The sequence below is a fragment of the Ligilactobacillus animalis genome, assembly GCF_009933595.1.
GTDB lineage: Bacteria > Bacillota > Bacilli > Lactobacillales > Lactobacillaceae > Ligilactobacillus > Ligilactobacillus animalis.
The window spans coordinates 991114-1007062 of the sequence record NZ_CP047141.1 but is presented as its reverse complement, the minus strand read 5'-3'; the positions used below and the strand labels follow the sequence as shown (position 1 = coordinate 1007062).

Below are 15949 nucleotides of genomic sequence, written 5' to 3'. Positions count from 1 at the left end.
TTGTATTTTTTTGTAAAATGTTGTAACATAATCGTAACAATTCAATTAGAGGTGCGACATGAAATATAAAACCAAAGTTATACTCTGTGTTGGAATTGCAATGTTAGCTCTTATTGGTGGTGGCTATTTCATCTACCAACAGCGGACCCATTTCAATAAAAATATTACGATCAATGGGATCAACGTTGGTGGCTTGAACGCTAAGGAAGCGCAAGAAAAACTAACTGCAGCTAAAGTTGAAAAGAAGGTCTATCTCAACAAGCAATTGCTCTATACAGCAGAGCCGACGGAATCAGAATTTAGCTCAAAAGATCTAGCAAAATTCGAAGCTACCTTGAAAAAACAAGCCACGACTTTACCAAATGACAAAAAGGTCAATTACACTTTGACACCAGCTAAAGTTGATGGTAAAAAGGTGGCTTCGTTAAGATCAAACGTAGAAACCAAACTAAATGAGACAAATCAGTCACGCAAAGCACCAGTTGATGCTTATGCGATCTTAGAAGGCGATAAAGTTAAGATCGTCCAAGAACAAGCGGGAAACAAATACGATGTTTCAGCGATCTTAAAAGAGTTCAGCCAAAAAGAGGGTAATAAAGACATCTATTTAACGGCTAAATACTTAAAACCAGTCAAAGCAGATAGTGCTACTGTTAAACAAGAGGAAAAGAAACTCAAAGAATTGACCGGTAAAAAGATCACCTACACTGTACAAAAAACGGATTATGAATTAACGACTGCAGATATTCTAACTTCGGCCCGCTATCAAGCTGGAAAATATCAGTTCGATACGCAAGCGCTAAAGAATAAGGTGGTCGAGATCAATCAAAAACAGGCGACCTTAAATAAGAGCTTGGCCTTTAAGACAAGTGAAGGAAATGAGATAAGTGTTCCAGCTGGTACTTATGGCTGGGCGATCAGCGCTAATAAAGCGGAAAAGACTTTGACGAAAGCTTTGGAAAATGGTGAAACAAAAGTCGATGCTAAGGGTGATATCTACGGTGAAGGCTATGATACACGCGGAACAGGCTACGATACGACGACTAATGGTGGGATCGGGAACACCTATGTTGAAGTTTCGATCGAAAAACAGCATTTGTGGGCTTATCGTGATGGCCAACAAGTTGCCTCCATCGATGTTGTGACAGGGACTCAAAGTACGCATAATGATACACCTAAGGGAGTTTTTTATGTTATGTATAAACAAACAAAGACGACCTTACGAGGATCAAGAGCTGATGGGTCAGCTTATGCTAGTCCGGTAGAATATTGGGTGCCATTTACTTTAGATGGTTGTGGCTTCCATGATGCCGATTGGCGGAAAAATTGGTCCAACACGGCTTATCTTAAAGAAGGTTCTTTGGGATGTGTCAATATGAAACCAAGTGAAGCAGCTAATGTTTTCAACAATTTAAGTCAAAGTGAACCAGTTGTTATCTATTAAAAAATAAGGCTCTCCATGATGGATCTGCATCGTGGAGAGCCTTATTTATAGTTTATTTATGCTCGTTCTTGATACCAAGCTAATGAGCTGAGGGCTTGCGTCACATTTGCCTGTTGCATTTTAAGTAAGTTTACCCGGGCAAAGATCGCATGTTTAGCTAGCTTGATCTCGCGGGCTAGGCCAGGATCGGCTAATTTAGGTTCAAAGAAAGTGTTGAAATCAGCATAGAGTTCAGGAGAACTGAGGGTTTTGCCGATCACGGTGATATAGGTAGTAAATTCCATATCGCCCCCGACAGTTTCTTCTAACCAAGTCCAATTTTGTTTGAGCCAAGCCCAAGCTAGTTTTTGTCCAACTGGATTAGCTAAGATCTCCCCAAACCAAGCTCTGAGATCTTGGGGCTTGATGACGGCTGGATCCTTGAAATTGGCTAATAATTCGGTCAATTGCGCTACCTTAGGCGAACTAGTCAAAGCTTGTCTGAGATCTACTTTATAGCTGGGATCGACACTTTGCTGGTATTCCTTGAAAAATTCAGTGAAACAAGCATCTGAATTGTGATTTACCAGCATATTTTTAAGTGCAACTCCTCGGATCTTAGCCGGTAGTTTAGCCCAAGCAGTCTTAGTTGGGGGAAAATATAATTGCTCATCTACAACGTGTTTGACTTTAGCGTAAAGTTCAGTCTTTAAAAGAAGTGGTTGCAACAGCTCGTAGTCTAGCTGAGAAAAACTATTCGGCTCTTGGCTAAGACTGGTCTTTAAAATACTTGTAAAGCTGACTACTAAAGTGCACAGATCATCATGCGCAGTAGTGTCAGAGGCAACAAAGAGCTTTAAGAGATCTAATGATTGCAGTAAAGCTCGTGTGACCAACTGGCTATGATCATTTTTGAAGTTAGCCGTTAATTCAAGGACTTGGGGCAATGAGATCATTTGAGCTTGAGCTAATAAGACTAGATCTTGCAGTAAACTAAAGCGAGTGAGTGTATCCGTTTGGGGTGATCTTTTTAAGAGATCGAGTAATAGCTCAGGACTGTAGTCAACGATAAAATGAGCGTTGTTGTTCATATTCAATTGCAAAGCAACTCCATGTTTTTGTCTAAGACTAGTATAGTCTTTGAGGATCAAACGTTTTTGCGTCATTAAAGCCGGCAATTCAGGATAATTACTCATTAAGGGGATCGGCCATAGTTGGTCGGAGGCTACACTCGGATCAGTAAAGAATTGTCGCTGTTCGAGCAAAAGATCATTGCCGATTTTTTTGACACTGACCATGGGATAACCAGGGCAGTTGAGCCAAATAGGCATTATTTTTGGCAGATCGAGCTCTGTTTTTTGTGTTAAAGCTTGCCAAAGCTCGGCTCCAGTGGCGTTACCATAGGCATGGCTGGCAAAATAGTGTTTTAAGCCTAGGCGTAAGGCAGTATCACCGATCAAGGCGCGGACCATGACGAGCATGCGCGCTCCCTTAGCATAAACGATCGCACTATCAAAGAGGGCATCGATCTCGGCTGGGTTTTCGACTGGGGTATAGATGGATTGAACGCCAGCTAAAGCGTCGCGGTTCAAAGCTAGCGGGACTTCAGTACTTTGGAAAGTTTGCCAGATCTGCCAGTTTGGTTCAAGCGCATCGATACAAACATATTCCATCATGTTGGCAAAACTTTCATTTAACCACAGATCATCCCACCATTTCATCGTCACTAGATCACCAAACCATTGATGTGCTAACTCATGTGCGATCACAGTTGCGATCCTTTGTTTGGTCTCTAGAGTCGTATTGTCGGGATCTAGTAAGAGGTAAGCTTCTCGATAAGTAATGATCCCCCAATTTTCCATCGCTCCGGCTGAAAAGTCCGGTAAAGCCACTTGCCAGGCATGTGGGAGCGGATAGGGCGTTTGGTAATAGTCTTCAAAGAAATCAAGGGCACGTTTGGCGATATCTAAAGCAAAATCCAATTCTTTCAACTGGTGCGCTTTAGTTGAAAACACACCTACTTTGATCCCAGAAGCAGTCAGGGCGGTTTTACTTTGGAGTTCGCCTAAAACAAAACAGACAAGATAAGTTGACATTTTAGGGGTCGTTTCAAAATAATGGACGCCAGCAATAACACTTTTTTCCGGCATATTGCTTAAGACTTGTTCGCCTGGCTGTTCATCGAATTTTAAAGCAAGGGCAAAAGTCGCTTTGGCATCAGGTTCATCGACACAGACAAAGGCTTCGCGGGCCGCATCAGTTTCAAATTGGGTCCCGATCAACTGCTTCTTTTGCCCTTCCAGCTCGTAGTAAGAAGGGTAGATTCCCATCATTGTATCAGTCAAATTTGCGGTATATGTAATTTCTAAAGTAACTTCTCCAGTAAAACCAAGTTCTAAGTAAAGAGCATCTTTTGTTTCATCAAGTTTAAAGGTCTGTGGCTGTCCATTGACCAAGACTTCGCTGATCTGGAGCTTTTTTTGGTGAAGCCAAATAGTCTCAGTTAAGGCACGGCCGGTGATGGTCGTTTTGCCCAAGAAATGTTTTTGTTGGCGGTCCAAGTCAAAATAAAGGTCGTAGTGTTGTGGTTTGAATGTTGTTGCAAAATGCATAAGGTCACCTTCTAAATATAAGTTAGTGCAATTATATTCTTTTTTAGCTAAAAATAAAAGTAACTCTCTGAAAATGTAAAAAAACCGCTCCAATTAAGGGAACGGTTTTTTTAAAGTTGTGATCTGAAAGCTAGTAATTCAGCTGATAAAACGTAAGGTGCTTGTTGTAATTCAGTAATGTTTTTACATCCGACTAATAGCATGATCTGCGCCAATTGCTGTTTGAGGTCTTCGATCAATGCGATCAACCCTGAGGTGCCTTCTTTTAAGAGAGTGTGTAAGAATAAGCCTGAGATCCCCACATTATCCGCTCCCAGTGCGATACATTTGGCGATATCTAATGCATTTCTGATCCCACCCGAAGCTGTAAAAGAAAAATCGGCTTTATAAGGTTGAGCTGCTAGTAAGACCTCGGCTGTCGTCAAACCAAGATCGGTCAAAAAGTGATATTCTTTTTGTTTACGGCGCTCATTTTCGATCGCAATAAAATTAGTCCCACCTTTTCCTGAAAGGTCGACATACTTGACGTGACATTGCTTTAGTTTGGCCAAAGCTAGGGGCGAGATCCCACCGCCCACTTCCTTAACGATCACAGGGACGTCCAAATTTTTGGTGACATGTTTTAAGTTTTCTAACCAGTAGAATTGACGGTCACCTTCAGGCATAACTAATTCTTGAGCAGCATTTAAATGCAATTCCAAGGCATCAGCGGAAAGCATGGCGACCGCTTTTTGACAATTTTCTAAGGGATGGTCGGCCCCAAGATTACCGATCACCATGTTTTCTGGGAGTCGAGTCCGTAAAGTTGTAAAACCTTGGGCATATTTAGGTGATCTTAGTCCGACACTTTGTGAACCTGTTGCTATAGCCAGACCGGTCTTATTGGCAACATAAGCTAATTTTTCATTTATTTTATCAGTTTGTGGACTCCCACCAGTCATTGCATTGATAAAGAAAGGGTAAGCCACTTGTTTTCCAGCCAATGTGGTCGTAAGTGTGATCTCATCTAGTCCAAGCTCAGGTAAGGTCGCAGGCAAGAGCCTGATCTGATCTAAACCATTATCAGCCGTGGGGCGGTATTGTTTTTCAGCGATAAATACGTGTTCATCTTTACGGTGTGCGTGAATATCCATTAGCTCAACTCCTTTCTAAAGTAGTGTGGTAAATACTGAAGGGAAGTGGGGTGATCCCAGCTTGTTTCCAAGCATTTAAGAGCTCATTTAGCGGTTGCTCTTTGGCTAAAATAGCGATCCCACAATCACCCCCACCAGCACCTGAAGTTTTAGCTTGGCCCCCAAATTTTTGGGCTAAGGTGATCAGCTGGTGTAATTTAGGGGTCTCGATCGTCACTTGGGAAAAGGTTTCAAGTGAGCGCAATAATTCACGATCCCGCGCAAGTTGGCACATGATCACTTCCAGATCTTGTTGCTTGAAAGCTGCGATCATTTTAGAAACACAGAGTGCACTTTGCTCTAGAAAATGGTCATATTTACGTTGGCGTTCTTCTTTTGAGAGTGCAACTTCATTGATCAGATTTGAAGTTGAAGCAGGTGAACCGGTCCAACCGATCAAAAGCTGCAAGCGTGGTGGTGCCTCGAGGGATTCGATCTGCAATTTAGGCCAAGTAAGCTTTAATAATTCGGTCATAGAGTGGTCTTGCAAACCTTGGAGCAACCATGAGCGATCAAAGGAATGATAGGCGATCCAGCCCCCAAAGCTGCTAGCCGCAATATCACCTAGTGAACCATTTTTTTGAACGAGATAATGAGCACTGGCTGCCAGCTTGAAGATCTCAAGGGGAGTCAGCGCTAAATTATAGTAGGCAGCTACTGCTTTGACCGTAGCAACGGTGACTGCTGCCGAAGAACCGAGGCCATATTTTTTACCATCGGGGCTATCTAGATCACTATCAAGTTGTAAATTGAAGGTCGATAGCTGGCAGTTTTGTTCCTTAGCGTAGCGTTCAGTCAGTTCGATTGCTTTGAGGACATAGGCAAATTTCGCGGTCGCTTGGGTCGTTTGCAGTTGATCATTTTTACGTGTCCAATAGATATCTTGACCTAGCAATTGTTTTGAGGACACTAAACCTTGCTTGGCTTGGCTGATCGTGGCATAGACGAATTGATCGACTGCAATCAAAATAGCCGGTTGTCCAGGTTCAACAACGGCATATTCACCAGCAATATAGAGTTTTCCTGGAGCTTTTACAGTAGGCAAAAAATCAATTCCTTTCCGCATTTTCAATTTCTAAGATCCGTGCACCTGGGCCAGCTGAGGCGACTAAAAGCTGTTCCGCTGAGAATTCTTGACTTAATAGATCCATGATAGCTTCAAGATCTTTTCCTTGGCAGATGACCTTGACGTTAGGGCCAGCATCCATTGTGTAGTAACACTCTAGTCCTTGACCACGCAATCGTTCGACAAGTTGCATTGCTTTTAGACTCTCAGCTTCAAAATAGTTGAAATGTGGTGTTGCACTGAGATTTAAAGCATGCATGCACATGGCATTACCCTCTGCGATCTTACCTAATTGCGTAAAATCTTTTTCCTTGATCGCTTCTTTGAGCGCTGATAGATCTTCTTTTGAACGTTTTACCCAAGCCGAATAGTAAGGCGAAGTATGGACAACAGTCTGCATGCCAGCCCGTGAAGCGATCTTTTTTTGTTTATCATTGACAACGATCGCGATCATCTTTAGATCCCAATCTAAATTTTCCACCAAAGGAACTGCATATGAGGTCTGATCAGAATCGCCTTTTTGCCATTCTACAAAGCCACCATAGATCGAACGACAAGCAGAACCAGAGCCACGGCGGGCCAAACGTGATAAGTCTTTAGAACTAAGATCTAGTCCCAAAGCCTTACTACCAGCTAAAGCTAGGGCCGCATAAGCACTTGCAGAAGAGGCTAGCCCAGCCATAGTAGGGACGTGATTAGTCGATTCGACCCGTGCAAAAAGTTGGCTACTAGCCATTTGCCGAATGATATCCAAAAATTTAGTGATCTTAGTCGTTTCTTGGGCTTGACCGTTGAGTGTGAACTGGTCAGCTGTCAAATCAGGATCGAATTGGACGGTCGTATCGGTGTAAAAATGGTCCAATGTCAAAGAAAGAGAGTTGTTTTGTGGGATGATGAGTTCTTCATCTTCTTTGCCCCAATATTTAACAAGTGCGATATTCGTATGTGCACGAGCAGTTACTTTAGGTGTTTTCATCTGATATTACCTATATAAATGTGTTGGTCTAGTGACCAGAAAGCGATATAGTTTTCCTTTCATAGTGCTACATTGATAACTATATTATGATCAGTCACACATTTTTAACTTTCTAACTGATGATCATTTTTTGAGTGGTTCGATCCAAGCAGCGATTGCGCCATTAGCGAGCAAAAGATCAGAGAGCTGCTTGGCTGAGCGCTGATCTTTGACTAGGCAGATAAAGCAACCACCACGGCCACCACCAGTCAATTTAGCGCCCAAGGCTCCATTTTGCAAAGCTAAGTCGATCAATTTATCCAGCTTTGGCTCACTGACCTCTAATTGCCTTAAATATTCTTGAGCTGCATTGAGCGTTTGTCCCAGACCTAAAACGTTATTTTGGGCTAATTGCTTGCGTGCTTGCCAGCTTAAATCTCCGATCGCTTCGATCTTTTTTTTAGTCGCAGTAGGTGTGGCTTGAAGTTTAGCTTTGACAGTCGCGATCGCTTGCGAAGTCTGACCTTTGATACCACTATCACAGATCACCAAATAAGCATCGAGATCAAGTGGAATCGGGTCGATCGTTTGGTCACGGATCATCCAGATCGGTGTGGCTGAAGAGGTCGTCGCTGCATCTAAGCCGCTTGGATTTTTATGTGTATCTTTTTCAGCCACATCAGCGAGTTTTAAGAGCGTTTGATGATCAAGTTCTAGAGAAAATAGATCATACATAGCGCGAATGATCGCGACTGCAACAGAGGCCGATGAGCCCATTCCGCGTTCGATCGGCAATTGGCTAGTTACCTGAAGCGTAAAGCCGATATCTTTATTTTGTTGAGTCAAGATATACATGACTAAGTGCTTGATCCCCCGCATAAATTCGGGAACATCAGCGATCGGACCCGTATAGTAACTACTTTCTAGTATTTGTTGGTCATCTTGGCGCAAGGTCATCTTAGCATGAGTCTTGAGCGTTTTTAGTGGTAGAGCGATCGCTGGTTGCCCGTATACGACCGCATGCTCACCGATCAAAATGATCTTAGCATGACTCGAACCCTGACCAATCTTTTTTTGTGTGCTAAGCAAAAAGAGCACCCTTTCTATCGTATCTATTCTAAATATTTACAATGAAAAACATTGTAATTTCAAACTAAATTATACCATACCGCTAAATAAGGATGGATAAGTCTCAAACTAGATTATACCTGTTTAGTGTTTGAGCGACAAGTTTAGACCGGTAATTAAGGATAGATCGGTCAAGCTGAGTCGATCACTGGTTATTTATTTTTGAGTAGAGTGTGATAGAATTATTGTCAGAAAGATTATTTAAAGTCGGTGATGATGAATGACTAAATCAAAAACCTATGCAGTAGTCGATCTTGAGATGACGACTCCTGCATTGGATGGAACTGGAAGAATTATCCAATTTAGTTGTACTTTTATTGAAAATGGAAAAATCTCAGATACTTTTAGCACGTTGATCGATCCCCAATGTCCGATCCCACCGGAAGTGCAAAAGCTGACCGGGATCAAGAACAGTGATGTTCGCAAAGCACCATTATTTAGTGATGTAGCGGATACGATCTATGCGTTGCTACAGGACACAGTCTTTGTAGCGCATAATATTATGCAAGATTACCGCTTTTTAAATGCAGAGTTTGAGCGTGCGGGCTATCCTGAACTTGAATTAAAGGGGATCGATACGGTGCAGTTGGCCCAGATCTTATTGCCGACACAGCCTTCATATCGGTTAGTCGATCTCGGTAACTATCTTGGGATCAAGCACGAGCGCCCACACCAAGCGGATAGTGATACTTATGTTACCGCAGAGTTGTTTTTACTCTTGCAGAAACGTTTAGAATTATTACCACTTAGTGTTTTACAAACTTTATGTAACTTGAGTGGTGCGTTGCTTTATGATACAGCAGAGTGTTTTAAAGAAGCATATGCGGAGCAAAGTAAAAAAGCGCAGCTACTAGCTAAAAAGTGGATGCAGATCGAAGACTTAGTTATTCTGAGGCCAAATTTTAAGACCAAGGATAATATAGCTTTGACATTTCCTAAGACTAAAGAAGAACAAAAACAACTCTTTTCAGGAAGTATCGAGTGGCGAGATGAACAAGTCAAAATGATGTCTACGATCGCTGATTTCTTTGATGATCCAGACGAACGGCGCTTGTTACTTGAAGCCCCAACTGGGATGGGAAAGACTTTAGGGTATTTAGTCCCGGCTGCGTACACTTCGACCCAAGATAAACGGATCGTGATCAGTACGGCAACGACGGCACTTCAGGCTCAATTGGCAGAAGAGATCGACTTGACCTTGAAAAATCTCTTTCCATTTGATCTTGATGTCGTTGTTTTAAAGGGTAATCGTCATTATATCGATCTAGATAAGTTTTGGCGTTCATTAAAACAACCATATAATAAAAATTCGCGTTTGTTACAGATGCGTTTGATCGTTTGGCTATTACAGACTAAGACCGGGGACCTAGATGAGCTTAGATTGACGACACGCCAAGATCCTTTATTTGCTAATATCGAGCATACTGGTTTGGATAGTTTAGAGCCCACAAGTCCCTTTTATCGAGTCGACTATCTGCGTCTAAACGAGATCGCAAAAGAAAACGCCTCGTTTATCATTACCAATCATGCCTATCTGTTGACTCATGCCGCTGATTTTAAGGGCAATGACTTGGAATTGATCGTCGATGAAGCGCAAAATCTTCCGACTGCAGTGGCCAAAAGTGTGCAGCAAGTTTTGGATTTTGATGAGGTCAAGATCCTCTGTGATAGCATGTTGGTCAAAATGGAGTCGCAGATCTCATTTTCCTTTGAACAATTGATCGAACAAAGTCTATTGACTAAAAAGCAATATCGCGCTCTTTTAAAAGATCTCCAAGTATTGGATCACGATATGTGGGATCTGCGGGCGGCCTTTATTCGTAGATTCTTAAGATTCCGACAAAATGGGATCACCGAGCAGCCATTAAGTGAAAAGAAGTTCTTGGGATTTTTAAAGGAACATTATGGTGTGATCAATAAGATAACTCGCGCCTATGACGGATTTTTACAGCAATTTGCCTGGCTCCAAAAAGTATTTTTCAAAGCAAGTCGTTTAGAGCAGATCGATCAAACAGCAACGCTATACTTGTTGGATTTCTTTAGATTAGCTTCGCAATTGGTGACTGCTTTTGAGCCTTGGCAAAAATTAGCCTTTACCGATCTTGAAGCTAATCAGACTAAACAATTGATCTGGTTGAGTTTAGCTGAACAAGAGACTGCACATTTACGCTTGCACTTCAGCTACTTAGATGGAGCTGATTTCTTACAAAGTAAAGTGTATCCGAAGTTTGAACACGTATTGTTTTTAGGTGCAGGCTTATTTACCAAACAAACCCACGCCTATACGTTAAAACAGTTAGACCTACCTAAAGATACGCGTTTGTTGAGCTATCAAGGTAATTTTGACTATCAAAAGCAAACTTTAGCCCTGATCGCAAAGGATGCGCCGACTGTTGGTGCGACGGACAACGAGGAATATGCGAAGTATCTAGCCAAGACACTTTATGATCTGACTGCTAAAAATCACTGTCAGACGATGATCTTGTTCAATTCATTAGATGAACTCGAACGAACTTATGAATATCTAGCCGTCTTAGGTCTTACCAAGGAAAGAGAAGTTTTGGCTCAAGGAGTCAATGGCAGTCCTGAAAAGTTAAAGAAGCGTTTTATCTTGAATCAAAATCAGACGGCGATCTTACTTGCAACGGGGACATTCTTCGAAGGGATCGATCTCCCCGAAAAATTATTAGAGCTCTTGGTGATCGTACGTTTACCATTTCAAGCACCAAATACCTTATTTAACCAAGTTCGGTATGAGCGTGCTCGACAAGTAGGCGAAGATCCGTTTACGACCTTAGCGTTGCCTGAAGCTGTTTTACGGCTAAAACAGGGCTTTGGCCGCTTGATCCGGACTCCAAATGATCGTGGAGCATTTGTCTTATTAGACCCACGGATCTTGACCAAGCACTATGGTCAGGAATTTAAGCAGGTCTTTCCGGCTAAATTAGAATTACATCCAGTTTTGACAGCTGAGATCCCGAAATTAGTTACTGATTTTTTACATGACAAACAGCGCTAACTTGGTATAATTGAGATAAATAGTTTTTTGACTAGAGGAAGGAATTTATGAAGCGGACAACGAGGATCAAAAAGAAAACAAAGTATCGTTTGTGGTATCTCGGAGTTTTGGCTGTCTTAGTATTAGTGCTAGTTATTTTCAATTTGGCACTTTCGCCTATGAGAAATGCCAGAAAGCAGGCAACGCAATTAGCACAACAATACGCTGGCTTAAAAGAAGAGACGGCCTTTTATCACTACAATCGGAACCATACTTATTACACGGTCGCAGGAACTAATGACAAAAAACAAAAAATTTATGCCATCGTTGCACAAAATGGTAAGAAGATCAATGTTTACCAGCAAAATGAAGGGATCTCTGAAGCAAATGCTAAAAAGATCGCGCAGCAAACTGGAAACGTGAAAAAGATCACCCATACTGCTTTAGGGATGCATAAAAACAAACCGGTCTGGGAAGTAAGTTATCTTAATTCTTACGGTAATCTTTGTTATGATCTACTTGATTTTAAAACAGGAAAAGTTGTTAAAACGATCCAAAATATTTAATAAAGGGGCCAATCAAGATGGAATTATCAAAAAGAGTACAAAATGTTTCACCCTCAGCAACTTTAGCCTTGTCAGCTAAGGCAAAGCAATTAAAGGCAGACGGCTATGATGTCAAAAATTTGACTGCTGGCGAGCCTAACTTCAATACGCCAGAGCATATTAAAGAAGCAGCGATCCAAGCGATCAGAGCAGGAAAATCAGATTTTTATACTGCTGCTTTGGGTATCGTGGAATTGCGCAAGGCGATCGCTAAGGCAACTAATGCTGAATATCACACTGATTATACATTTGAAAATGTTGCTGTTACAGTAGGGGGGAAATTCTCTTTATATGCAGTTGCCCAAACGATCCTTGATCCGGGCGATGAAGTCTTGATCCCTTTGCCATATTGGGTCAGCTATAGCGAACAAGTCAAATTGGCTGAAGGAAAACCAGTCTTTGTATTGCCTGAGACTGGAAAATTAAAGGTAACGGTAGCCGATCTTGAAGCTAAACGAACAGAAAAGACGCGGGCCGTGATCATCAACTCGCCGCAAAACCCTTCTGGTGTCATTTACACTAGAGCTGAGCTAGAAGCGATCGGAAATTGGGCCGTAAAAAATAATATCTGGCTAATTGCTGATGACATGTATAATAAGTTAGTTTATAATGGAAACAGCTTTGTTTCTTTAGTTGAACTTTCAGAAGCAATCAAGCAGCAAACGATATTGATCAACGGTTTTTCTAAGACATACTCGATGACCGGATGGCGTGTTGGTTATACCTTGGCGAATAAAGAATTGATCGCTAAATTAGGGACTGTAGTCGGACATGCGACTGGCAATCTTTCGGCAGTCAGCCAATATGCAGCTTTAGCAGCTTTACAACAAGACCAATCTTGCGTTGAGAAGATGCGTCAAGAGTATGAAACGCGGTTAAATGAGATCTATCCTTTAGTGGAGAAGATCCCCGGTTTTGAGTTGACAGCTAAGCCAGAAGGGGCCTTTTATCTATTCCCTAACATTCAAAAGGCTTTAAAAGCAACTGGTTTTAGTGACGCGCCAAGTTTTGCCGATGCTTTATTGAGCGAGACCTTTGTTGCGGTAGTTCCAGGGGAAGCCTTTGGCATGCCGGGCCATATTCGCCTGAGTTATGCAACTTCACTGGAAGATCTGCGTGAGGCGATCGTGCGGATAGAGAAATTTGTTGAAAAATATAGTAAATAAAATAGGAGGAAAAATTTAGTGGAAACTATCAGTATTATTAACGCTAAAGACTATGTCGACCAAAAAGTAAGAATCGGAGTTTGGTTGACTAATAAGCGCTCCAGCGGTAAAATCGCCTTTTTACAGCTGCGCGACGGAACAGCTTATTTTCAAGGAGTCGTAGTTAAGAATAATGTTTCTGAAGATGTATTCAAGCTTGCCAAAGAAGTAAGACAAGAAGCAAGTATGTACGTCACAGGTACGATCCATGAAGATACACGCTCACACTTTGGCTATGAGATCGAAATTGAAGATATTGAACTGGTAGGTCAAAGTGAAGACTATCCGATCACTCCTAAAGAACACGGGACAGATTTCTTGATGGATCATCGTCATCTTTGGTTGCGCTCGAAGCGTCAATTTGCGATCATGAAGATCAGAAACGAAATGATCCGTGCAACTTATGAATTCTTCAACAAGGAAGGTTTCATCAAGTTAGATTCACCGATCTTGACCGGTAGTGCTCCTGAAGGCACAACAGAATTGTTCCATACTGAATATTTTGAAAAAGATGCTTATCTTTCACAATCAGGTCAGCTTTATGCTGAAGCTGGAGCAATGGCTTATGGTAAAGTCTTTACTTTCGGGCCAACATTTAGAGCGGAAAAATCCAAGACACGTCGTCATTTGATCGAATTTTGGATGATCGAACCAGAAATGGCATTTATGCATCAAGAAGAGAGCTTAGAGATCCAAGAACGCTATATTGCTTACTTGGTTGAAAAAGTACTTGAAAATTGTGACTACGAACTTGATATTTTGGGTCGAGATAAGGAAGTCCTCAAGCGCTATACGCAATTACCTTACCCACGCATTTCCTATGATGATGCGATCAAATTATTGCAAGAATCAGGTAAATTCCCAGATGTAAAATGGGGCGAAGATTTCGGTTCGCCAGAAGAAACTTATTTGGCAGAACACTTCAACAAGCCTGTGTTTGTGTTGAACTACCCTAAAGCGATCAAACCATTCTACATGAAGCCACATCCAACTAGAGAAGATCTCGTTGTGTGTGCTGACTTATTAGCGCCAGAAGGTTATGGTGAGATCATCGGCGGTTCTGAACGTGCAACAGATACTGAATATCTAGCAAAACAAATTGAAGATGCAGGTTTAAATAAAGCTGATTATGAATGGTACTTAGATCTACGTCGCTACGGTAGTGTACCACACTCTGGCTTTGGACTTGGTTTGGAACGTGCGGTAACTTGGATCACAGGTGAAGACCATATCCGGGAAGCTATTCCATTCCCACGTTTATTAAACCGGATCTACCCATAATAGTTGGTGAGCTGCGGGACATGACAGAGCGTTGTGTCCTGTTTTTTTACTTAAAAAGGAAGATCGAGATGGATAAAATACTACAAAAATATTTAGCTGCTGGGCAAATGACAGTATCCAATCTATTGTTAAATAATTATCGTCAGTTAGGACTAGATGAAGCTGAGTTTATCTTGATGTTGCAGATCATGAGTCGAACGCAGCAGGGAAAAGCGATCGATCTAACTGAACTTTCACAAAGCATGCAGCTTGATACGAGTAAGCTGGGAAATTTATTGCGTAATTTGATCGAAAAAAAATTTCTTAGATTAACAACAGCCACAGATGCGGCGGGACGTAAGTATGACAAATATGATTTTACGCTGCTTTACGAGAAATTATTTGCTTTAGAACAAAATGAAGTAACGGCTGAACTGACACAAACTGAAACGACCAGTAAGCAAGAAGTTTATAAAAATATCGAGGTCGAATTTGGGCGTCTCTTGACTCCGATGGAACTGCAAACGATCGATAGTTGGCTCAATACAGAGAATTATGCACCTGAATTGATCGTTTTGGCTTTACGTGAGGCCGTTTTAAATCAGGTCTACAGCTTGAAGTATATTGATAAGATCTTATTGAGCTGGGAAAAGCAAAATATCAAAACTAGTGCTGATGTGCAACGGTTACGCCAAAAGCGGCGGCAAGAATTGGCGCAAAAAGAACGTCCTACAGTGCCTAAGCAAAATAAAGCTAAGCCAAGTATTCCAATGTATGATTGGTCAGGAGGGATCGATGATGCTCAATAGTGAAGAAACGACACGTGCGATCGAAGTTATGGGGGAAATGTTTCCCAATGCCACAACATCGTTGACTAAGACAGATCCGTATCACTTTATGCTTTCGGTGATATTGAGTGCCCAAACTACTGACAAAGCAGTTAATTTAGTTACACCGGCTTTATTTGAACGTTATAAAACTCCGGTGGACTTAGCTAATGCGAGTCAAGCAGAAGTTGAGAGTTATATCAAAACGATCGGTCTATATCGCAACAAGGCGCGCTTTTTGATCAAATGCTCACAGGAACTAGTTGAACGCTTTAATGGGGTCGTCCCTAAGACTAGAAAAGAACTGATGAGCTTAAGTGGGGTCGGCCGCAAAACAGCAGATGTAGTTTTAGCCGAATGTTTTGGGATCCCAGCATTTGCGGTCGATACGCATGTCAGCCGCGTTGCTAAACGGTTAGGGATGGTCCCAGCTGATAGTGATGTTTTAACGATCGAAAAGATCCTAATGCAAAAAGTCCCACAAGATCTATGGATCAAAGGGCATCATCGGATGATATTTTGGGGTCGCTACCAATGTATGGCCCGAAATCCGAAGTGTAGTTCTTGTCCCCTATTAGATATTTGTCCAGAAGGCCGCTCAAGAGTGTAAAAACCGAACATAATTAGTGATAAAGATATGGTTTTAATAAAAAAACAAACAACATAATGAATTTTTATAAAAAATATGGTAAATTATT

The 15949-nt window shown here is 41.7% G+C and carries 12 protein-coding genes; 7 read left to right on the top strand and 5 right to left on the bottom strand.

From position 1 onward, the window contains the following. Nucleotides 1-58 precede the first annotated feature (58 nt). Entirely contained in the window at nucleotides 59-1444 is a 1386-nt protein-coding gene (locus GSR62_RS05005; RefSeq protein ID WP_035448243.1) for a L,D-transpeptidase family protein, read from the top strand. Nucleotides 1445-1500: 56 nt separating this feature from the next. On the opposite strand, the gene GSR62_RS05000 is transcribed toward GSR62_RS05005, so the two are convergent. The 5 genes from GSR62_RS05000 to mvk form a co-directional block, all read right to left on the bottom strand. Then, nucleotides 1501-4035: a M1 family metallopeptidase gene (locus tag GSR62_RS05000; protein ID WP_066023933.1), complete on the bottom strand. Its 2535-nt coding sequence runs from the start codon at nucleotides 4033-4035 to the stop codon at nucleotides 1501-1503. A 110-nt stretch (nucleotides 4036-4145) separates the two neighbouring features. Then, on the bottom strand, nucleotides 4146-5168 hold the full coding sequence (gene fni, locus GSR62_RS04995) for a type 2 isopentenyl-diphosphate Delta-isomerase (protein ID WP_066023932.1): 1023 nt from the start codon (nucleotides 5166-5168) through the stop codon (nucleotides 4146-4148). A 4-nt stretch (nucleotides 5169-5172) separates the two neighbouring features. Further along, complete coding sequence (locus GSR62_RS04990; RefSeq protein ID WP_066023931.1) at nucleotides 5173-6252, bottom strand: phosphomevalonate kinase; 1080 nt, start codon at nucleotides 6250-6252, stop codon at nucleotides 5173-5175. 4 nt (nucleotides 6253-6256) lie between these two features. Continuing rightward, the gene (gene mvaD, locus GSR62_RS04985) at nucleotides 6257-7249 is read right to left on the bottom strand and encodes a diphosphomevalonate decarboxylase (protein WP_066023930.1); all 993 of its coding nucleotides are present in this window, start codon (nucleotides 7247-7249) and stop codon (nucleotides 6257-6259) included. 123 nt (nucleotides 7250-7372) lie between these two features. After that, nucleotides 7373-8317, bottom strand: coding sequence for a mevalonate kinase (mvk, locus tag GSR62_RS04980; protein WP_066023929.1), 945 nt, complete (start codon nucleotides 8315-8317; stop codon nucleotides 7373-7375). 259 nt (nucleotides 8318-8576) lie between these two features. Here mvk and GSR62_RS04975 point away from each other — a divergent pair, with 259 nt between their 5' ends. The 6 genes from GSR62_RS04975 to nth all read left to right on the top strand — a co-directional run bounded on the left by GSR62_RS04975 (nucleotide 8577) and on the right by nth (nucleotide 15861). Beyond that, the gene (locus GSR62_RS04975; protein ID WP_035448254.1) at nucleotides 8577-11375 is read left to right on the top strand and encodes a helicase C-terminal domain-containing protein; all 2799 of its coding nucleotides are present in this window, start codon (nucleotides 8577-8579) and stop codon (nucleotides 11373-11375) included. A gap of 47 nt (nucleotides 11376-11422) precedes the next feature. Further along, nucleotides 11423-11920, top strand: a complete 498-nt coding sequence (locus tag GSR62_RS04970; RefSeq protein ID WP_035448256.1) for a cell wall elongation regulator TseB-like domain-containing protein — start codon at nucleotides 11423-11425, stop codon at nucleotides 11918-11920. Nucleotides 11921-11937: 17 nt separating this feature from the next. Then, nucleotides 11938-13125: a pyridoxal phosphate-dependent aminotransferase gene (locus tag GSR62_RS04965; protein ID WP_035448258.1), complete on the top strand. Its 1188-nt coding sequence runs from the start codon at nucleotides 11938-11940 to the stop codon at nucleotides 13123-13125. Nucleotides 13126-13143: 18 nt separating this feature from the next. Further along, complete coding sequence (gene asnS, locus GSR62_RS04960) at nucleotides 13144-14445, top strand: asparagine--tRNA ligase (RefSeq protein WP_010689090.1); 1302 nt, start codon at nucleotides 13144-13146, stop codon at nucleotides 14443-14445. 68 nt (nucleotides 14446-14513) lie between these two features. Continuing rightward, nucleotides 14514-15233: a DnaD domain-containing protein gene (locus GSR62_RS04955; RefSeq protein ID WP_035448259.1), complete on the top strand. Its 720-nt coding sequence runs from the start codon at nucleotides 14514-14516 to the stop codon at nucleotides 15231-15233. Further along, nucleotides 15223-15861 (top strand): endonuclease III, encoded by a 639-nt coding sequence (gene nth / locus GSR62_RS04950; RefSeq protein ID WP_010689088.1) that lies wholly within the window; start codon nucleotides 15223-15225, stop codon nucleotides 15859-15861. The genes GSR62_RS04955 and nth overlap by 11 nt, the downstream gene beginning before the upstream one ends. The last annotated feature ends 88 nt before the right edge of the window (nucleotides 15862-15949 follow it).

What these genes read in the sequence shown, in the direction of transcription:
- GSR62_RS05005 (WP_035448243.1), top strand. Translation starts at nt 59, where the DNA reads ATGAAATATAAAACCAAAGTTATACTCTGTGTTGGAATTGCAATGTTA.
- GSR62_RS05000 (WP_066023933.1), bottom strand. Translation starts at nt 4,035, where the DNA reads ATGCATTTTGCAACAACATTCAAACCACAACACTACGACCTTTATTTT.
- fni (WP_066023932.1), bottom strand. Translation starts at nt 5,168, where the DNA reads ATGGATATTCACGCACACCGTAAAGATGAACACGTATTTATCGCTGAA.
- mvaD (WP_066023930.1), bottom strand. Translation starts at nt 7,249, where the DNA reads ATGAAAACACCTAAAGTAACTGCTCGTGCACATACGAATATCGCACTT.
- GSR62_RS04975 (WP_035448254.1), top strand. Translation starts at nt 8,577, where the DNA reads ATGACTAAATCAAAAACCTATGCAGTAGTCGATCTTGAGATGACGACT.
- GSR62_RS04970 (WP_035448256.1), top strand. Translation starts at nt 11,423, where the DNA reads ATGAAGCGGACAACGAGGATCAAAAAGAAAACAAAGTATCGTTTGTGG.
- GSR62_RS04965 (WP_035448258.1), top strand. Translation starts at nt 11,938, where the DNA reads ATGGAATTATCAAAAAGAGTACAAAATGTTTCACCCTCAGCAACTTTA.
- GSR62_RS04955 (WP_035448259.1), top strand. Translation starts at nt 14,514, where the DNA reads ATGGATAAAATACTACAAAAATATTTAGCTGCTGGGCAAATGACAGTA.
- nth (WP_010689088.1), top strand. Translation starts at nt 15,223, where the DNA reads ATGCTCAATAGTGAAGAAACGACACGTGCGATCGAAGTTATGGGGGAA.